Source organism: Nonomuraea sp. NEAU-A123 (genome assembly GCF_018603905.1).
In the GTDB taxonomy this organism is placed as follows: Bacteria; Actinomycetota; Actinomycetes; order Streptosporangiales; family Streptosporangiaceae; genus Nonomuraea.
In genome coordinates, this window is the sequence record NZ_JAHFZZ010000002.1 from 138,949 (window position 1) to 157,593 (window position 18,645).

At 69.2% G+C, this 18,645-nt stretch carries 19 protein-coding genes and 1 pseudogene; 12 read left to right on the forward strand and 8 right to left on the reverse strand.

All coding sequences use genetic code 11. The annotated features are described in order from the left end of the window. Nucleotides 1–22 precede the first annotated feature (22 nt). Nucleotides 23–1,108, forward strand: a complete 1,086-nt coding sequence (locus KLK06_RS04700) for a DUF5937 family protein (protein ID WP_250904923.1) — start codon at nucleotides 23–25, stop codon at nucleotides 1,106–1,108. A gap of 865 nt (nucleotides 1,109–1,973) precedes the next feature. Then, nucleotides 1,974–2,126: a hypothetical protein gene (locus tag KLK06_RS04705; RefSeq protein WP_214634059.1), complete on the forward strand. Its 153-nt coding sequence runs from the start codon at nucleotides 1,974–1,976 to the stop codon at nucleotides 2,124–2,126. 152 nt (nucleotides 2,127–2,278) lie between these two features. Here the strand turns inward: KLK06_RS04705 and KLK06_RS04710 are convergent, their stop codons facing one another. Next, on the reverse strand, nucleotides 2,279–3,046 hold the full coding sequence (locus KLK06_RS04710) for a class I SAM-dependent methyltransferase (RefSeq protein WP_214634060.1): 768 nt from the start codon (nucleotides 3,044–3,046) through the stop codon (nucleotides 2,279–2,281). Nucleotides 3,047–3,212: 166 nt separating this feature from the next. On the opposite strand from KLK06_RS04710, the gene KLK06_RS04715 reads away from it, so the two are divergent. Further along, on the forward strand, nucleotides 3,213–3,431 hold the full coding sequence (locus KLK06_RS04715) for a hypothetical protein (RefSeq protein WP_214634061.1): 219 nt from the start codon (nucleotides 3,213–3,215) through the stop codon (nucleotides 3,429–3,431). A 20-nt stretch (nucleotides 3,432–3,451) separates the two neighbouring features. Here the strand turns inward: KLK06_RS04715 and KLK06_RS04720 are convergent, their stop codons facing one another. Then, complete coding sequence (locus tag KLK06_RS04720; RefSeq protein WP_214634062.1) at nucleotides 3,452–3,619, reverse strand: hypothetical protein; 168 nt, start codon at nucleotides 3,617–3,619, stop codon at nucleotides 3,452–3,454. 249 nt (nucleotides 3,620–3,868) lie between these two features. Beyond that, nucleotides 3,869–5,053: an NAD(P)/FAD-dependent oxidoreductase gene (locus KLK06_RS04725; protein WP_214634063.1), complete on the reverse strand. Its 1,185-nt coding sequence runs from the start codon at nucleotides 5,051–5,053 to the stop codon at nucleotides 3,869–3,871. A gap of 66 nt (nucleotides 5,054–5,119) precedes the next feature. On the opposite strand from KLK06_RS04725, the gene KLK06_RS04730 reads away from it, so the two are divergent. After that, nucleotides 5,120–5,812, forward strand: a complete 693-nt coding sequence (locus tag KLK06_RS04730) for a TetR/AcrR family transcriptional regulator C-terminal domain-containing protein (protein WP_214634064.1) — start codon at nucleotides 5,120–5,122, stop codon at nucleotides 5,810–5,812. Nucleotides 5,813–6,128: 316 nt separating this feature from the next. On the opposite strand, the gene KLK06_RS04735 is transcribed toward KLK06_RS04730, so the two are convergent. Continuing rightward, nucleotides 6,129–6,743, reverse strand: coding sequence for a TetR/AcrR family transcriptional regulator (locus KLK06_RS04735; RefSeq protein ID WP_214634065.1), 615 nt, complete (start codon nucleotides 6,741–6,743; stop codon nucleotides 6,129–6,131). Between the two features lie 50 nt (nucleotides 6,744–6,793). Between KLK06_RS04735 and KLK06_RS04740 the strand changes: the two genes are divergently transcribed. From KLK06_RS04740 to KLK06_RS04750, 3 genes are read left to right on the forward strand one after another with little or no spacing between them, the layout of a single operon-like run. After that, nucleotides 6,794–6,994 carry a hypothetical protein gene (locus KLK06_RS04740; protein WP_214634066.1) on the forward strand — a complete coding sequence of 67 codons (201 nt, stop codon included), beginning with the start codon at nucleotides 6,794–6,796 and terminating at the stop codon, nucleotides 6,992–6,994. Then, entirely contained in the window at nucleotides 6,987–8,471 is a 1,485-nt protein-coding gene (locus tag KLK06_RS04745; RefSeq protein WP_250904924.1) for an MFS transporter, read from the forward strand. The genes KLK06_RS04740 and KLK06_RS04745 overlap by 8 nt, the downstream gene beginning before the upstream one ends. A 49-nt stretch (nucleotides 8,472–8,520) precedes the next feature. Next, entirely contained in the window at nucleotides 8,521–8,733 is a 213-nt protein-coding gene (locus KLK06_RS04750) for a hypothetical protein (RefSeq protein WP_214634067.1), read from the forward strand. Here the strand turns inward: KLK06_RS04750 and KLK06_RS04755 are convergent. Continuing rightward, nucleotides 8,725–9,597, reverse strand: coding sequence for a recombinase family protein (locus KLK06_RS04755; RefSeq protein ID WP_308168103.1), 873 nt, complete (start codon nucleotides 9,595–9,597; stop codon nucleotides 8,725–8,727). The two genes, KLK06_RS04750 and KLK06_RS04755, sit on opposite strands and share 9 nt — an antisense overlap. A 289-nt stretch (nucleotides 9,598–9,886) precedes the next feature. Between KLK06_RS04755 and KLK06_RS04760 the strand changes: the two genes are divergently transcribed. From KLK06_RS04760 to hemE, 3 genes are all read left to right on the forward strand, one after another. Beyond that, the gene (locus KLK06_RS04760) at nucleotides 9,887–10,333 is read left to right on the forward strand and encodes a MarR family winged helix-turn-helix transcriptional regulator (RefSeq protein WP_214634069.1); all 447 of its coding nucleotides are present in this window, start codon (nucleotides 9,887–9,889) and stop codon (nucleotides 10,331–10,333) included. Between the two features lie 142 nt (nucleotides 10,334–10,475). Further along, nucleotides 10,476–11,270, forward strand: coding sequence for an SAM-dependent methyltransferase (locus tag KLK06_RS04765; RefSeq protein WP_214634070.1), 795 nt, complete (start codon nucleotides 10,476–10,478; stop codon nucleotides 11,268–11,270). Nucleotides 11,271–12,176: 906 nt separating this feature from the next. Next, nucleotides 12,177–13,307 carry a uroporphyrinogen decarboxylase gene (gene hemE, locus KLK06_RS04770; protein ID WP_214634071.1) on the forward strand — a complete coding sequence of 377 codons (1,131 nt, stop codon included), beginning with the start codon at nucleotides 12,177–12,179 and terminating at the stop codon, nucleotides 13,305–13,307. 738 nt (nucleotides 13,308–14,045) lie between these two features. Here the strand turns inward: hemE and KLK06_RS04775 are convergent. Beyond that, nucleotides 14,046–14,969, reverse strand: coding sequence for a YafY family protein (locus tag KLK06_RS04775; protein WP_214634072.1), 924 nt, complete (start codon nucleotides 14,967–14,969; stop codon nucleotides 14,046–14,048). A gap of 112 nt (nucleotides 14,970–15,081) precedes the next feature. Between KLK06_RS04775 and KLK06_RS04780 the strand changes: the two genes are divergently transcribed. Beyond that, nucleotides 15,082–15,789 carry an alpha/beta fold hydrolase gene (locus KLK06_RS04780; protein WP_214634073.1) on the forward strand — a complete coding sequence of 236 codons (708 nt, stop codon included), beginning with the start codon at nucleotides 15,082–15,084 and terminating at the stop codon, nucleotides 15,787–15,789. A 14-nt stretch (nucleotides 15,790–15,803) separates the two neighbouring features. Here KLK06_RS04780 and KLK06_RS04785 read toward each other — a convergent pair whose 3' ends face one another. Then, entirely contained in the window at nucleotides 15,804–15,959 is a 156-nt protein-coding gene (locus KLK06_RS04785; RefSeq protein ID WP_214634691.1) for a Tn3 family transposase, read from the reverse strand. A 480-nt stretch (nucleotides 15,960–16,439) separates the two neighbouring features. Between KLK06_RS04785 and KLK06_RS04790 the strand changes: the two genes are divergently transcribed. Further along, nucleotides 16,440–17,834, forward strand: coding sequence for a multicopper oxidase family protein (locus tag KLK06_RS04790; RefSeq protein WP_214634074.1), 1,395 nt, complete (start codon nucleotides 16,440–16,442; stop codon nucleotides 17,832–17,834). Between the two features lie 363 nt (nucleotides 17,835–18,197). Here the strand turns inward: KLK06_RS04790 and KLK06_RS04795 are convergent. Continuing rightward, nucleotides 18,198–18,437 (reverse strand): annotated as a pseudogene (locus KLK06_RS04795) (Dps family protein); the annotation flags it as partial. Between the last annotated feature and the right edge of the window lie 208 nt (nucleotides 18,438–18,645).

Sequence of the window (18,645 nt, forward strand, 5' to 3'; positions counted from 1 at the left end):
TCCGACCAGCGATGATGAGGGGATGACGTTGAGGATCGACATCGGCGGCCTGCCGTCCGAGCGACTGCGGTTCACTGCCTCCCCGCTGGCCGAGCTGACCGCGATGCTGCACGTGCTGGCCGAACCCGGACATCACCCGCAGCTCGCCGGCTGGGCCGGGGACGTCTGGGCCGGGCTGCGGCCGGAGCTGGCCGAGCGGTTGCGGGAGGCGGAGTTCCTCTGGCGTTCCTCACGAGCCGACTTTCTGGTCCCCGCTCGTCCTCGGCCGACCCTCGCCGAGGAGCTGGACGATGTAGACCGGATCGACGATGAAACCTATGTGACCGCCGCGCTCACTACCACGTGCGGCAGCAACCGGGTCCACTTCGCCGCACCGTCGCCGCTCACCGACGCCACTGCGCGCGAGCGGGCCCTGGACCTGGCCCAGGCCCGCGGCGCGCTTCAGGAGGCCTTCGCGGAACGGCTGCTCGCGGACCCGGCCGCCGTGCGGGCGCGGGTGCGTCACACCCTCGAACAGTGCGCTGAGGCCTTCTTCGACGCCGCCTGGACAGGCGTCGCCGTGCAACTCGCCACCGACCTGCGCCTGAAGAACGACCTGCTGAAGCGCCAGGGCATCGGGGCGGCACTCGCGTCGGTCTCCGGCGCCGTCACCCTGGCGCCGGACGGCAACTGCATCATCGTGGACAAGCTGCAGGACAAGGCGACTGCCGCCCACGACACCGGGGTCACCTTCCTCCCCAGCGTCTTTGGCCGCCCGCACCTGGTGGTGATCCACGCGCCCGGGTGGCAGCCAGTAGTGCAGTACCCCGTGGCCGAGGCAAGTCCATCGGAGCCGGTATCGCTGGAAACGGTAACGCTACGGCTGGAGGCACTCGCGCATCCGGTACGACTGCGGCTGCTGCGCACCCTCGCCCGCGGCCCGCACACCACCGGTGAGCTGGCCCACGCCTGGGAACTTTCACCCCCGGAGGTTTCTCGCCACCTCGCTGTCCTGCGCCGCGCGGGCCTGCTCACGGCCCGGCGGCACGGTCGTTACGTCCATTACACCCTCAAGCTCCCCGACCTGACGGCACTGGGTGCCGACCTGCTGACGGCCGTGCTGCGCTGAGTAGCTTCGGTCTGCCAGAACGCGGGCGACCGCCGCCTTCGCAGCATCGTCCGACTCGGCAGGCCGCCGAGCAGTACCGGCGCGACCGCCTGCTGCCCTCGGGCAGCCGGTCCGTCCCTGGGTGAGGCGTACCCAGGCGCGGCGGGCGCGCTCGAGCTCCTCCAGACCTGACAGATCTCCGTAGGCGCACTCCTGTCACGGCGGGTTCGACGTTGGGGTTGGCCTCGAAGTTAAAGTTGGTCAGCCACTTCTCGTGGGGAAAGCCAGCGGCCTTGATTCGTCGTTCGGCGCGGCGGCGTTGGCGGTCTTCGCATTCGGCCATGAGCAGTTCGGCGAGGAAGCTCGGACTCCTTACGGGTGATCAGGTCGTCGAGGTGGACCCGCACTTCGATGACGGCTCGCCGGCGCTCCTGGGGCGAGGGTCGCCACGGCGGTACGGCTCTGGAAGAAGTTGTGGTCGGCGTAGGGCACTCCGAGAAGTTCGCAGATCACCAGGGAGGGCACTGGCAGGGCCGCATCGGGGCCGAGGAACGGAAACCGTCCTTGCGCCGGTCGGATGAGAAGCGGAAGAAGGCGACCGTGGATGTGGTCGCGCCGAGTCGGCCGGGCTGCGGCCCATGCCACGGGGCCGAAGGTGATCACGGTGTAGTGCTCGGCGAGGGTTTCTGCCAACGCGGTGAAAGGGCCGGCCGTCATCGGGAAGCCGACCAGGACCAGGATGGGCCGCTGCCCCGCACGTCGTAGGTAATCCGCGCATCTGGATGAGCGGCAGCGGCGGTTGCTGATGGGCGCCGAAGCCCGCGCGCCTTGGACGTCAGGCTGCAGCTGGTGGCCTGCAAGGGCGTGGCGCCCATCGCCCTGGAGTTTGGCGGACACCGTGCCGCCATTCGACGCCATCCTGATCGCCCTCGGCGGCGGGCCCTGGTCACCGGTCGGTCAGGAAACCAAGGCCCTGGTGCCCGGGGTCAAAGTGATCTGCGTCCAACCGCTGGACGCACCGGTGATGACCCGCCCCTGACACCGGCGGCGCGTCGTCACCACCGGCTCGACCGACACCACCACCGACGACATCGCCGGCTGGTATTCCATCCCGGCCGTCTTGGACGACCTCCTCATCGCCGACGAAGTCGTCCTGGGCACGTCGGCCCCGTCCCGCGCGCGGGCGTCGGGTCAGACGGCGCTGGTTTGCGCCGCAGCGACCGCCATCGTGGTGTAGGTCATCGTGAACTTGCCCCCGATCGCGTCAATGGCAGTCCCGACGCCTGCCAGCACCTCGGCCAGCTTGTCCGCCGGGAGCCGGGTCAGGCCACCGGTCGTAGGCAGCAGATCCAGCCATTCATCACGGGTGTAGGACTGCTCCCAATCGAATCGCCACTGCTCCGGGTCGCTGAACCCGCTGTCCGCCTCTCGGATCCCATCGGCGAACTTGCTGAACATCGCCTGGTAGATGTCCTTGGCCTGCCTCGGCGCCTGGCCGTTGAACGGCGAGTCGGGCGCCACTCGCCGGTAGACCGTGGCGAAGGCTTCCGCAACCGCGGGGGGAGGGGCGAAGGCATGCGCGAACACCGCCAGCAGGCCACCGGGCCGCAGCACCTGCGCCGCCTTGACCACGCCCGCGACCGGGTCCACCCAGTGCCAGGCCTGGCCCGCGATGACCGCGTCGAACGATCGGCCGGCCGGATCCCATGCCTCGAACGTCGCCACCTCGGCTTCGACCCCGCTGCGCCGCGCGAACTCGGCCATCCGCGCGTCTGGATCGACGCCCAGCACCGTGCAGCCGGCCGCCTGGAACTGCCTGGCCTCGATGCCGGTGCCGCAGCCGACGTCGAGGACGTCGGGACCAGGGCTGGCGGCGACGATCCGCTCTACCAGGGCGTCGGGATAGCGGGGCCGGGCCCGGTCGTAGCGTTCGACGTCCACCCCGAACGACTCCGCCATCTGCCGGGCCTTATGAGGCTCATTCTTGGATGGGTGTGATTGCTCCTGCGATGTAATGGGCATGCGCCCACCATAATGGGCGCGTGCCCACCCAGCAATCGGGTAGCCATTCGCGGTAAGCGTAAGAAGGGACGTGTGGTGCCGGCCTGCCTTCCTCGCCGAACTCGTGCAAGGCCGCATCGCCCGGATCGATGATCAGGCCGCCGCCCTACGCCTGCGCCGAGCCAGGCCGACCCATGGCATCCCGGTCTTGACGGAAGCTGCGGCCATGATCGCCTCCTATCTGAACGACGAGTGCGAGATGGGCCGTATCGCAGCTGACGCCGACGTCGACGCGGTCGTGACCACGATCATCGCCGACGTCATGCAAAGACGGCTGCTATAAAGCGCCCAGCAGCAAACCGCTCACTGCAAGGTTGTGGCAGAACCAGGCGGGCGCAGCCTCAGGTCGCCGCGGTAGGCGCGCCGGGTGTGCGGGGAGGCCCCGAAGTTGGCCAGGTCGGTGAGGAAGTCGTCGAGATGCCGGGCGAGCGGGTGGGCGCGGCCGAGTTGCTCGGCGATGACCGGATCCACCGTGCCGAACCTCCACCATCCGCCGAGTTGCGGAAGGTCATCTAAGAACCGGGGCTCGACCCAGAGGTCTGCCTGCATCGGACCGCTAGGTGGCGGTAACCCCGCCCACCCTGGCTCGCTAACGCCACTGGCCGTTCAGTTGCTGGTCACCGCCCTGTGGCGGCCGGTGGATCTGCCGGAAGGAACCGCGGCGGTGCCGTGCTGTTCCGTGAAACCGTGGCGAGCTGCTGGTGCTCTCGCGCTCGGCGGTCAGGATGGCTGAACTTCGTCGAAGAGGGCGATGGCTTGAGTGGGGTCCGAGCTCACGAGGCGTTCCAGACCGGCCATCGTGATCTTCGCCCATCTGCCGGCCCGTGCCCACATCTGTTCCTCGAAGGCGCGGACGGCCTTGTCCAGATCGCCAGGGTCGGGGGCGGCGGCGACGGTCTCGGCGAGTTCGGCGCCTTCCAGCATCGCGAGGTTCGCGCCCACTCCCAACGGGGACATCAGGTGGGCGGCGTCGCCCAGTAGCGTCACCCCGGGGACATGGGCCCACGTGTGAGGCACGGGCAGCACGTAGAGGGGGCGGTGGACGAAAGCGGTGCCGTGGCGGAGGAGGTCGAGGACGGGAGCAGCCCAGCCGTCGAACAGAGCCAGCAGGCTTGATCGCACGGCCTCGACGTCGGCCAGGTCCAGGCCCGCGTCCAAGCCCGCGTCCATGCCTGCGCGCCGGTTCAGGCCCAAATGCCGGTCCAGGTTCGTGTGCCAGTCCAGCGGCGCGCGGAACCGGGCGTGCACCTTGACGTGGCCGCCGCTGTTGCGCTGGGCGACGAGGTTGCGGTTCACGCCGTACACAGCCATGGAACCGTCGCCGATCAGCCGGGCGATGTCGGGGTGGCGGGTGTCGACGTCGTCCAGGGAGGTCTCGACCATGGTGATGCCGGTGTAGTGCGGCGTCACGGACGAGACTGCCGGGCGGACCCGGGACCAGGCGCCGTCCGCGCCGACCACGAGGTCGAACGTCTCCTGTCGCCCGTCCGCGAAATGGACCAGCACGCCGTCCCGGGTTCTCGGCACTACCTCCGTCACGCCCCGCCCCCACTGAACGTCGAGGGGGCCGAGCAGCAGGTCACGGAGTTGCCCCCGGTCGATCTCGGGATTGGCCTGTTCGCCCGGACGGGGTTTCCAGTCGCGAAGGACGGTCCCGTCCGCGTCCAGGATGCGCATGGCCTGCCCCTCGGGACGGGACAGCGCCTGGAACTCCGCCAGCAGCCCCGCCTTCTCCAGCGCGATCTGGCCCATCCCTTCGTGCAGGTCCAGCGTGCCGCCCGGGGGACGGGCGTCGGGGGCGGAATCGCGTTCGAGGATGGTGACGGAGTGACCATGGCGGTGCAGGACGCGGGCGAAGGTGAGGCCGGCCGGGCCGCCTCCGATCACAGCAATACGCTGTATCATACGGTGTATCATAGCGACGCACTGTACTTGACGATTGCGACATATCGCAACAGTACGATGGAGCTCATGACTGTATGGGACCGGCCGGAGCCGCAGTTTCGCGCCGCGCCGCTCGGCCGGGAGCGGATCATCGCCGCCGCCATCGCTCTGGCCGACGAGGGCGGGCTGGAGGCCGTGTCGTTGCGCAAGGTCGCCGCCCAACTGGACGCCCGTCCGATGCGACTGTACGGATACATCTCCACCAAGGAGGAGCTGTTCGACCTCATGGTGGACGAGGTCCAGGCCGAGATCCTCCCCGAGGAGCAGCCCGGGGACTGGCGGGAGGTGCTGCACGTCCTCGCCCACCGCACCAGGCAGGCCGCCCTCCGTCACGAATGGCTGGCCGACCTGCTCGGCGGCCGTCCGACCCTGGGCCCGAACGGCCTCGCCGTGACCGAGGCCACGCTGGCCGCCTTCGACAGCCTCGACGACCTCGAGACCGTCAGGCGCGCCGTGGAGACCGTCAGCGCCTACTTCACTGGCGCGATCAGGCGCGAGATCGCGAACCTGCGGGCCGAGCGCGCCACGGGCCTGTCCAAGCGCGACTGGCAGCGCGCCTACGGCCCGCATGTGATGAGGATGCTGGCCACGGGCCGCTTCCCGGCGCTGGCCAAGGCCGTGCGCGACGGCACGGAGGTGGACGCCGAGGCGTCCTTCGCGACCGGCCTGGACTGGGTCCTCGACGCCGTGGCCGCCAAACTCGCCCGCCCGCCGGCGTGACGCTCAGGAACGCCGCCGGACCGCGTACCCACCTGCTCGACTGGTTCGGGGGCCGGCTAAGTCGTGACAGTACGTACCGACTGAAGAACGCGCTGGTCAAGGGTACGGCGACGGAGTGCCAGAACCTCGGTGACCACCGACCACGGCGCCGGGAGCCCCCTGGCCGCGCGACTCACTCACAGAGAATCACGACCATCCCTTGATGATCTCGTCCGCTGGATCCAGCGCGCCGACCCGGCCAGCGGCCCCTCACACGAAGCCGGGCCGTCTTCCCGGCGGCCTTGCCCCGCCACTGCGCGCAGTGCGGCGGTGATCCTCACGGCCGGGGCCCGAATCCGCTGCTGAGGGCGTCGAACAGGCGCTCCAGGCGGGCGCGGTGGTCGTCTGCGATGGTGTCGGCCGGTTCTCCGGCGATCAGGAGCCGGGCGGTCTCCACCAGTACGGCGGTGTAGCCGGCGATGAAGAAGGCGGCGAGCAGCGGGGCGTCGCCGTCGAAGGCGGGGTCGTGTTCGAGCTCGCCGGCGAGGGTCTGTTGGAGGTCGGAGGCGATCTCCCTGGCGCGGGCGACCAGCGCGGACGAGGCGGCGACGGTCCGGAAGAAGGGGACGGACCCGTCCTTGAGGCCGGACAGTGCGTGCCGCTCCTCGAGGAGACGGAACGCCGCATCGCGCAGGGACTGGAGCACTCCGGCATCCGGGGCGCGGTCTTGTACCGCTGAGCGCAGGAGCTCGACGGCGTCGACCTCGCGGTCCAGGAGGAGGTCCTCCTTGCGCGGGAAGTGCTTGAAGACCGTCACGGCCGAGACCCCGGCCTCCCGCGCGACCTCGGCGACCGTGACCGTGTCGAACCCGCGTTCGAGGAACAGCCGGGTCGCGACCTCCGAGATCTTCGCGCGCGTCCGCGGTCCACCTCGCGCTCCGGTCCTGGGCATCCCGGCCTCACTTTCTTGTGTCACTTAACTTAGTCACATAATCTAGTGGCATGTCCTTCGAACAGACAACCATCATTGCCGCCGGAGCGGCCCCCAGCGGGCCGAGCGCCACCGCGACCGCGTCCCGTACGGAGGCGGAGGTGACCGGCCCGCGCGGGCGGCCGGATCGCCCCGTGCCGGGCCGCGCCGACGCCCGTGCCGATCAGGGTCCCCTCCGGGGCCACGACGTGAAGGCAGCCCTCCATGAATGAGATGGCCGCGGGTCGGCCAGGTCGTACTCCCCGGTCGCTGCGGGAGGCGTGGGTCGCGTTGGCGGGGCTGTCGGCGGTGTTCCTCTTCGAGATGCTGGACAACTCGATCCTGAACGTCGCGCTGCCCACGATCGGCCGCGAACTGCACGCCTCCACGACCGCGTTGCAGTGGGTGACGGGCGCCTATGCGGTCGTGTTCGGCGGGTTGATGCTGGCGTTCGGCGCGATCGCCGATCGGTTCGGCCGGCGGCGGATCATGCTGATCGGGCTGGTCCTGCTCGGCGTGGCGAGCCTGGCGACCGCCGTGGTCACCACCGCCGAGCAACTGATCGCCGTCCGGGCGACGATGGGGGTCGCCGCGGCGATGACGACCCCGGGATCGATGGCGCTGGCGTTCCGGCTGTTCGACGAGGACGGCCTGCGCGTGCGCGCGCTGACCTTCATCTCGACCGTCGGCCTGGTCGGGCTCGCGATCGGCCCGACGGCGGGCGGCCTGGTGCTGGCGGTCGCGCCCTGGCAGGTCCTGTTGCTGGTGAACGTGCCGATCGCCGTGCTCGCGTTTCTCGGCGTGCGGTCCGGCATCGCTGCCGACGACCCGTCCGGCCTCCACCGTGACCCCCTCGACGTCCCCGGGATGCTGCTGGGCACGGCGACGATCGTGCTCGCGCTCCTCACCCCGACGCTGTTCGTGGACGAGGGCGCCGGCTCCTGGGCGCCCTGGGCGGCCACCGCCGCTGCCGTCGTGACGGCGATCTGCTTCGGCCTGCGCGAGCGCCTGGCCCACCATCCGCTGCTCGACCTGAAGCTCCTCGCCCTCCCCTTGGTCTCCAGCGGCCTGTCCTACAAAGCCGCCGCCGGGCTGGCGACCGCCGGACTCGGTTACATGGTGACACTGCAGCTACAGCTCGACTGGGGCTGGACGCCCGCACAGGCCGCCATCGGGATGCTGCCGCAGGTCGTCGTCCTCATCGCCGGCAGCGCGTTCGTCAACCCGTTCGTGCAGCGCGTCGGCCTGGACCGGGCCGCGTGGATCAGTACCGCGGCGGTCGTGTCCGGCCTCGCCGTCTACGGCCTGCTCGGCCGGTTCGGCTACCTGTGGGTCGCGATCGCGCTCGTCCTCGTGGCGGCCGGGATGCGCGTGGTCGGCGTCGTCGCCGGGCTCAACGTGGTCCGCGGCCTGCCCGAGAACCGGACCACCATCGGCACCGCGCTCGTCGACACCGCCACCGAGGTCACCTCCGGCACCGGCATCGCCGTCACCGGCACCATCCTGGCCGCCCTGTTCACCGGCGACATCGCCACCTCCCACTGGAGCCCGCAGCAGACCGGGGAGTTCCACCAGGCCGTCACCATCGCGGGCCTCACCCTCACCACCGTCGCGGCAGCCCTCGTCGGCTGGGGGATCGCCCGCACCCGGTACGCCGGCGGCGACCAGGCGGCCACCCCCATCGGCGACACCGTCCCCCAGGACGCCTGACACCCCCCGGTGAATCTTCCTTTCCCCGAACCGATATCAAGGAGCACACATGACGGTCACTCTCCGACCGGGCAGCACCGTGGTGTTCACCGGCGATTCGATCACCGACTGCCAACGGCTGCAGAGCGAAGACGGCCTCGGGTTCGGCTACCCGCTGCGCATCGCGGGCGAGTGGGGCCTCCGGCATCCGGACCGCCCCGTGACCTGGCTGAACACCGGGATCGGCGGCAACTTGGCTTCACTTTCTGGCTACTCAACATGAGTCGGCCGTCGGCGTGGCTGTGGTCGTCGCCCTCACGGCCAAGCCCACGCTCACGGGATTCGACCACGCTTGGTGGGTCCAGGCCGGCGCCAGGCATCGTGCCCTCCGCCCCCGCCGCACGGCCTGACAGCAGTGCCTCCCAACCGCGCGGGGCCACCACCAGCCGGCGCCCACTGCACGCGGCCGACGCGGTGCAAAGAGGGCCTGGTGCAGGCCGGAGGACCGGGGCCGCCCGACCTGGGGGACCGCCGGGATACCGGAGAAACCTGCCAAGTGCTCGGGTAGTGCCTGGTCAGGGGCGGTGTCGGCGAGGGCGCGGTAGAGCGAGGCGACTGAGGGATGGTCGCCGGCGTTCTTGCCGGTTTTGATGGTCAGCTTCTTGAAGATGTCGGGCATCGGGGTGCCCTTGTCGCGCAGCGCGCGGGCGAAGAGCATGGAGCCCATGCCGTGCGGATCGTAGATCCCGGTCAAGGGTCCGCTCAGCAACTCCAGCTGAATCCCCGTGGCCTGCGATGTCGCCGAGAGCGTCATCAGCTCGGCGACATTGCGCGCCAAGCGTTTCATCTCGTGCACGGTCAGGATCACCGGCTGATCCGGCGCCGCGGTCTTGATCTCGCGAGCCAGGGCGAGCGCGGCCTCGAACTCCGGGCGCCCCCGGATCCTGGTGCTGATCTTCTCGGAGAACACCCGCGTGCACTTCGCCGCCGCGAGCGCGTCGAGCTGGCTTTGCAGCTCCTGGGTGGCCGTGGAGCAGCGTGCGTAGCCGATCCGGATCGGCACCCCGTTCGTCTCCGGCGCCGCCGGAGCGACCTCCGGCCCTTGCGTCCATTTCTTGCCCGGTCCGCGGTCGGCCGGGACGGGCACGGTGAGTTCGTCGCGAGTGACGGCACGAGGATGAACCGCGCGGTGTGGTACTTCGCGGCGGTCTTCCCGGCGCGGGTGCGGCAGGCACTGCCGGCGGGGACATCGCATTGCGGGCAGGGGTGGCGCTCGACCGCAGCCGCGTGGCCCGGATCAAGTGGTTCGCAGAACTGTCACAACTGGTCGTTTCTGACACTACTTCCGCGTCCGCAGGACGTCGGCCCGCCCGAGCGCCAGGAGACGGGGAACTTAAGGAATTGACTGTTAAGGCCTTAATGATTACGGTCGTGGTATGGATCAGTCGGAAGACCTCCCCGCCAGTCCCCTCGAAAGCCTCAGGGTCGTCAATTGGGCCCAGGTGCAGGCGGGGCAGGAGTGGATCCGCGCGCGAGGACTCAGCTTGCAGCAGGCGTTTGTCCTGAGCCATCTCGCCGCCAATCCCGGCGCCATCCAGCGCGACATCGCGCGGGCGACCCGTACGACCGCGGCGAATGTCTCCGGCGTCCTGCGCGGGCTGGAAGCGCGAAAACTCGTTGAACGCCGCTTCGAGGGCGGCGACGAACGCAGCAAGCGCGTCTTCGCGACCGACGCCGGGATCGCGCTCGTAGCCGGGCGCGACGAGGCGATGGCCGCGGCGGACGAATCGATCCTCGCGCCGCTGACCGAGTCGGAGCGGGCCACCCTCCAGGTGCTGCTCGACAAGATCACCGCCGGTCTGCCGAACCCGGGTGATTCGTAACGCGCCCGACCCGGGCCGTCGGACCGCATTCCTCATTCCTCGCCGTGGCGGCATCCGCCGCCGCGCGCTCGAACCTGCCCGGACGCACGTGTCCGGCACCGAAGGGGCACTCACCATGACGCAGGAAAATCCGCTGTTGACAATGATCCGTGAGGTATGTGCGCTCGGGCGCGCTGAGTTCGAGCGGCCGTCCACCGCCGAGGGCGACCCCGACGCCGGGCGTGTGCTCGTCCAGGGGTTGCAGGCGATCGATCCGAGCGGCGAGCCCAGCGACATCTCCTTGTCCCTCGCACTCCTGGCGCCCCGCGCTCCGTGCTTCGACCAGCTCGTGCTGGACGCCATCGCGGCGGGGGTCCCCCAGGTCGTCAATCTCGGCGCCGGCTACGACGACCGCGCCCTGCGGTTCCGGCACTCCGGCGTGACGTTTCTCGACCTCGATCTGCCCGACATCGTCGGGGACAAGGCCCGCCGCCTCCAAGCGATAGGCACCGACACCGCGCCCCTCGCCCTGGCCGCGGTGGACTTCCACACCGACGATGTCGCCGAGGTCCTGGCGCGCGCCGGGCACGACGCCCACCGACCGACCCTCTTCCTCGCCGAACACCTCGCTCTGTTCCTCGAACCCGGCGAAGTCGCATCACTCCTGGCGGGGCTCTCCGGCCGCGCGGCGGCAGGGAGCACCCTGGCCATCACCGCCGAAGTTCATCCTGCCGACCTCGACTCCGACCTCGTCGTCTCCACCGTGGACGACGTCATGTTCGGCGGCGCCGGACCGCTGCACACGATCCAGTCCCGCGACGCCTGGCTGGCACTCTTCGAGAGGACCGGTTGGCGGATCGACAACGCGGACGAGGTGACGGCGGTCAATCACTTCGAAGTGACCGTGGCCGATCGCCCCACCCAGATCCAGACGCAATTCCTCACCGCGACGGCGTGAGGAATCGGCCCTACCCACCCGGCGCGGACCTGCGTTCACGGGATCGAGCGCTGGGACATCATGCCGAACGTCGCGCAACACCACGCCCGGCTCGGCTCCTGAAAGGGGCTGGTCGGGGGCGATCATCGCGAGATGGGCGCCGGCTGAGCTGCCTCCTGATGTCAGGCGCGGTGAATCGAGTCCGCGCAGGGCAGCCCCAGTCGCGAGAAGTGTTCAACCGCATGCCGGACGTCCGCGATGCGGTCGTCGATGCCCACGGCGCCTTGACCCAGCAGCCGGTACCCGGCTGAAACTGCGAAGATGCCGCGCTGCGCCGGCCTTCGGCAGTGCGGCGCAAGGCCATCGGCCGATCCTTTTGCGCAGGGCGCCGCCGTAGAACATGACGATGCCCGCCGCAGGCCGCGTGCCCTCGGTCGGCTCGCCGCCGTCAGCGGCTTCACAGGTTGCCGGGGACTCGTGGCTGGCCGTCATGAGCACGCATTCGACCATCAGGGGCCCATGCCGGCAACTGAATGAACGCCGCCTTCGATCACACGCGCATCATCCTGAGCGCATTCGGCGATCGGCGCGGATGCGCTGCTCAGCGGACGGCGCCTCGACCACTGTAAGTGAGGGTGTCTCCCAACCAGGCCGCTTCCGGCCTGCTCCGCCGGTCACGCTCTGGCTAGGGTCGACCGTCAAGTGCCTTACGCGCGCCTGACCTGCGCGTTCGCGGGTCGCAGACTGATGTCAGGCTCTGCGGCCGGCGTTCAGGGCCTAGAGCTCCGCGGACCGGGTCGGCTCTGACGCCCGCCGGGCCACCCAGACTGGGCGCCACTACGATAAACAACGTCCCCTTACAGGGGGGCTGGAGTCTGCTACTTGAGTCCCGTCGATACCCGGGGCAATTCAACAGGATGGAACAGCGTGGACATCGGTACCCGGGAAGAAGTCAGTCCGAAGCCGGTGTCCGGCAGCGTCCAGTCTAAGAAGCTGCTCCTGCGCGCGCTCGCGGGAGAGCGGACCGAGCGGCCGCCGATATGGCTGATGCGGCAGGCGGGACGGTACCTGCCCGAGTATCACCGGGTCCGTGAGGCTGCCGGGGGCATGGTGGGGCTCTGCAATTCGCCCGAGCACGCTGTCGAGGTCACCCTGCAGCCGATCCGCCGCTTCCCGCTCGACGCCGCCATCGTCTTCGCGGACCTTCCGCAGGTCGCCGCCGCACTGGGCCAGACCCTGGACTACCGGGTCGGCGACGGGCCGGTTCTGACGCCCCCTGTCCGCTCGGCAGCGGACATAGCCGACTTCCTGAGCGTCTCCCGCCTCCACGAGGAACTGGCCCCGGTCTATGAGACGGTCAGGCAGCTGACCCGCGTCCTGCCAGCCGAGACGGCCCTGATCGGCTATGCCGGCGCACCGTGGACCATCGCCACCTACATGGTCGAAGGACGCGGCGGCGGCACGACGGAGCACTCCATCGTCAAGCAGTGGGCGCTGAGCGACCCCGATGGATTCCAGCCCCTGATCGACGTGCTCACGACCGCTATCATCCAGTTCCTCGGCCGCCAGATCGAGGCGGGCGCGGAAGCAGTCCAGTTGTTCGACACCTGGGCCGGGATACTTCCGGACGCCTTCTTCGAACGCTGGTGCGTCAATCCGGTCGCCACCATCATCGCGGCGCTGAAGACGCAGCACCCAGACGTTCCCGTCATCTCCTTCCCCCGGGGCGCCGGGCTCGCCTACGACGGCTTCGCCGAGGCAACCGGCGCGGACTGTGTCGGCCTGGATGCCACGGTTCCCCTCGAATGGGCCGCGCAGAAACTACAGCGCGGCCTGGGCCGCTGTGTGCAGGGCAACCTCGATCCCCAGCTCCTAGTCGCTGGCGGCCCTGCGCTCTACGCCGAGACAGAGCGCATCCTGCGCGCCCTGAGCGGGGGGCCGTTCGTGTTCAACCTGGGACACGGCATCGTCAAGACCACGCCCCCGGAGCATGTCACTGCCCTGGTCGAGCAGGTGCGCGCATGGAGCACACCCGCGCCACCGAACCGGCTGGAATAGTCACTGTTGGACGACGCTCGGCATGGGGACGTGGGGTGGGTCCGCGTCATTGCCGGGGAGCGCGTTCCGGTCGGCCCGGTAGCTCTCATGTGCGGCGACAGGGTGGGCGGCTGGCCGCCCTCGGCCACGACCTGCGCCGGGAACGACCGCGGCCGCCCGCAGCGTTTCCGGTCACCCAACCCGGGCAGCCCGTCGGTGACGAATCGCTCACATCGACATCCAGATCCAGCCGCGCGGCGATCGCCGCGTTCGTGATCTCCTGCGCCGCCAGCAACACGATCTTCGCCCGTACCACCTCAGCGAACGACGCGGTGTACGTACGGGCGCGTTGTTCAAGTACCGCCCGGTCGGCAGCAGACAACACCACAACGAACGGAGAACAGCGAGACACGACAAGCCTCCGCAGGCACGACACGATCACGGAGGCTCAGCGCTTCCCCACGCCGAGACACGACCCCACCCACCCCTGTAATTCCAAGCGGGACCACTAGTCAGGCCCTCGCCGAAGACGACCGCGCCAAGATCTGCGAGGCACTTGAGACCGGGCTTCCCGACGGACGCCTCACGACCCCCGGCCCGTTTCCGTGCTACCTGACCATCGCCGGCCTGGACGGTACGAGCGACCCGCGCAAACTCATCCGGCTACGTGGCCGCCGAAGGACGCCACGCCACCGACTCAGCCGTCGCGGACGGCGAAGTCGCGGTCGTGGGCGTCGGTTAGTCGTGGCGCGGGTGTGGTCAGCTGGGGTCTCGGGATTGATCGAGGAGTTTTTCGGCCAGGTGGCGGACGCTGGCGCGTAGTTCGTCTGGGGATGTGATGGTGAAGGGGTAGCCCAGGCCGACGAGCATGGTGGCGGCGCCGTCGAGGGATTCGGCGCGCATGCTCAGCAGTGTCCCGTCCGGTGCGGCGGTGAGCTCCGCGATGGAGGGCGGGATGCGCCGAGCGGCTTCGGCGAGCGGGACGTGCAGGATGACCTTGACGGTATGGGTGTAGGGCACGCGGGCCAGCGATGAGATGACATGCCCGACCGGGTCGGAGTCCTCGGGGATGTCGTAGGTCGCCGCGCCTGGGGTGACTGAAGCGATCCGGTCGACGCGGAACGTACGGGTCTCGCCAGACCGGTGGTCGTGTCCGGTGACGTACCAGCGTCCGGAGTGGAAGACCAGGCCATGGCCGTCCAGATCGCGTTGGGTCTCCTCGCCCTTCCACGAGCGGTAGCGGAGGGTGACGCGGCGGCGGTCGCGGATCGCAGCGGCCAGCGTCAGCACGGCCCGGCTCGCCGGTGCTGCGCCGGCACGCTCGGTGAGGGTGAAGTCGAGCGTCTCCTCCAGCGCTCCGACCTCATCCCGCAGTCGAACCGGCAGGACCCGGAGGATCTTGGCCAAGGCGGCGTCGGCGGCCCCGGCCACCAGGCCCAGGCGACGCGCGGCGCGCAATCCGAGGACGGCGGCCGTCGCCTCGTCGTCGGTGAGCATCAAGGGCGGGAGCCGGTAGCCGGGCAGCAGCCGGTAACCGCCGTACCTGCCGCGCTCGGCAGTGATCGGGATCCCGAGATCGGCGAGCCGGACCGCGTACCGCCGGACGGTCCGCTCGTCCACGCCGAGCCGGTCGGCGAGGTCGCGACCGCCGAGCCGGTGATGGGCCTGGAGCAATTCGAGCATCGCCAGAATACGGGTCGTCGGCTGTGACACAGGTCTCTCTCTTTATCCGGACGGGTTCTGTCCGGTATCGAGCTTAGTGTGTGGCCATCGCTCGAACGGAAGGACGATGATTATGGCGAACTACGTGCTGATCCCCGGTTTCTGGCTCGGAGCCTGGGCGTGGGACGAGGTGGCACAGGAACTGCGCGAGGCCGGGCACGAGGTGCGGCCCGTGACGCTGACCGGGCTGGCCGAGCGGGCCGGCGAGCTGTCAGCCGAGGTCGGCATCGAAACCCACATCGCCGACATCCTCGCGGCGATGGACGGCCTGGATGACGTCGTCCTCGTCGGGCACAGCGGAGCCAACGTCCCCGTGACCGCGGTCGCCGACCGGCATCCCGAACGGCTCCGCCGCATCGTCTACATCGACACCGCACCCCTGCCGTCCGGCATGGCCGTGATCGACTTCAACGACCCGGACACCCAGAAGGCTTGGCGCACCCAGGTCGGCGACGGGTACGCCCTCGACGTGCCGCACTTCGAGCAAGGCGATGGACAGTTCGCGGGCCTGACCGATGAGCACCTGGCGCTGATCCGGGCGAAGGCCACACCGGAACCCTGGGGCGCGGCAATCCAGTCCATCCCGCGGCCGGAACAGATCCCCACGACCCCCAAGACCATGATCACTTCCACGATGCCTCTCGCGGTCATCCGCCAGCTGATCGACTCTGGCAACCCGCTGTTCGCCCCGATCGCGTCCCCCGAATGGACATTCACCGAACTCCCCACCGGCCACTGGCCGATGCTCTCCCGCCCAGCAGACCTCGCCGCCCTGCTCTGACCCTTCAAACCGGGTCACGGACCGGCACAACATCCCCAGCTCCTGTTCCTCGCGCCGGATTCGGTCTCCCTCTGGAGATCGTGATCTCGGAGATAGCGGGCAAGGAAGATCGCTCTATGGGCGCGTCCGACCTCCAGCAGGGCCTCGGCGGAGGCGGTCCCGAGCCGGATCGCGGTGGCGGTCGCCGGTTACACCCTGACTGTCCTCCGGCTCTCGTGCGGCCATACGCGCGGCGATGTCATGGCCGCGCCGGGCGGCGGCAGACTGCCTCCCATCCGCGATCTGCGACAAGGTAGGCGCAGAGCTGTGCCCATCTGATCCGGGTCGCCGGTTTGGTGAATTCGAGCAGCGGCGCCTGGCATGCCTGCGCCGATCAGGGCGGAAAGTGGTCTTCATGTCACTCATGGTTTACATCGCGGGGTCGCCGCAGCTGTCCTGTCGACCTGCGTGTCCGCCGTAATAGCCGCAGATCAGTGATGCGTGGAGTGCTGGGTCGGTTTGCGTGTCGGCTCCGGGGTAGGGTCGTCGGCCCGTACGATTTCGTGGTCCCCCCGGCCGTCGTCTGTGAGGGGGACCCCTTGTCTGGGATCGATGTCCAGGCTTGTCCGCAGTGGAAGAGGCCGTCAGGCGTGTCGCGGATCATGGCGGGGGTGGCTGCCGTGATCGTCATGGTCAGCGGTTGTGGCGGCAGCATGCCGCGCCAGCCGGCGGCCGCCATGCTCAGTCCGACCGGAACCGCAACCACCCAGGCTCTGCTCCGCGAGCCGCGCCAGTTGGTCAGCCGAGGCAAGACGCTGCACGTCGGCCTGGTCGTGGAGATGCGCACCGTAGAGCTCGGGGGTCAGCGGGTGCGTGCGTTGACCTACAACGGCGACTACATGCCCCCGACGATCCGGCTGCGACCAGGCGACCGGCTCGACCTGACCCTGGTCAACAAGCTGCCGGAGTACACCAACCTGCACACGCACGGCTGGCACGTCTCACCGAGCGGAAACTCCGACAACATCTACCTGCACATCATGCCGGGCCAGACCTTCCACTACAGTTACCAACTGCCGACTGACCTGGCGCCAGGCACCTACTGGTACCACTCGCACGGCCACCCGCTGTCCGAGGGACAGGTGTTCGCGGGGCTCTCCGGCGCGATCGTGATCGACGGGCTGGACCGGTACATGCCGCCCAGCCTGCGGAACATCACCGAACGCCTCGTCGCGTTGAAGGACTTCCAGGTGAAGGCCGGAGCCATCCCGACGACGAACATCGACAGCAACGCCCCGACCACCCGGACCGTGAACGGGCAGATCAATCCGATCATGAACATCCGCCCCGGTGAGACGCAGCTGTGGCGGCTGGCCAACATCGGCGCCGACATCGCCTACAACGTTCAGCTCCAGGGCTCACGCTTGACCGTCGTGGCACAGGACGCCAACCCCGTCACCAGAGTCTGGGGCGACGAGACGCTGTTCATGCCGCCGGGAAGCCGGTTCGACGTGCTCGTGCAGGGGCCGCCGGAGGGCAGCACCCGCCTGATCACGACGGCCTACAGCACCGGCCCGGAGGGTGACTCCTATCCGGAGACGACGCTGGCCACTGTGGTGTCCTCCGGACAGCCCATGACGCCCGCCGCTCTGCCCGCGACCTTCGCCTCGTTCGACGACCTGAGCAAGGACCCCATCGCCCAGCGGCGCACCATCACGTTCTCACAGAACGATCAGACCAACGAGTTCTACATCAACGGCAAGCAGTTCGACGTGAACCGGATCGACGTGCGGGCCAAGTTGAACACCACCGAGGAGTGGACGGTACGCAACGTCGCCGACGAGCAGCACACCTTCCACATCCACGTCAACGACTTCCAGCTGATGAGCGTGAACGGCAAGCCGTACCCCTTCCGCGGCTGGCAGGACACGGTGCAACTGCCCACCCGCGGCGAGGTTGTCATCAGGATGAGGTTCCTCAACTACCTCGGCAAGTACCCGCTCCACTGTCACATCCTCAACCACGAGGACCGCGGCATGATGGCCAACGTCGAGGTCGTCCGCTAGAGAGCTATACGGTCACACGCAGCTTCCTGGAGGTCGGCCGGAATGCCGGGGCCGTTGTCCCTGCCGAGGACCTCGGCGGGCAGCCGGCGGGACCGCCACGGCCACGGTCGTGCCGTCGGGCGTGTGGACGCGGGCGTTGCTCAGCAGGTTGGCGATCACCTGGTGCAGCCGCAGCGGGTCGCCGGCGACAGTGACGGGGTCCTCTGGCAGCTCGAGCCGCCAGTGGTGGCCGGGGGGGCTTCACCGGTGGCCTCAATGGCCCGGCGGATCAGGCCGACCTCCTCCCTTGGGATGCTCCGTGGCCAATCACAAGCGGGCTGCTCAGCCGCGGGATGTCTCGACCAGTGGGGTGTCGACCAGGCAGCCGTTCGGCGGGTGCGGGATCACGGTGATCTCGGCCACGTGGCGCGGGTCGCCGACCGCGACGCCGCCGAGGGTCTGTACTCGCTCGGCAATCGCGTCCACCAGTTCGAGCTGCTCTCCGGCATGCTTGTCCAGCAGTAGATGGAGCTGGTAGAAGGTCGGGCCGCGCATCAGCCAGTGGTGCTTCTTGTACAGGTTGTAGAGGATTTGCGTGTCGGCCAGGATCTGGTTCAGCCGCTGATCGCCACGCGCGCCTCCTTGGATGAGCCAACAGAGAGGGGTCACCCCGAAGCCTCCCCTTGTTTCGCCAAGAACCACCACAGCCATCCTCAGAGGGTGGTATGCCCCCGACGTGCGGTGAGCCCGGTTCTCCTGCACGGCACGCGATCGCCTGGATCGGCACGACGGTCGGACCGGCTACGTCGTCCAGTACGTGATCGGGCGCTGG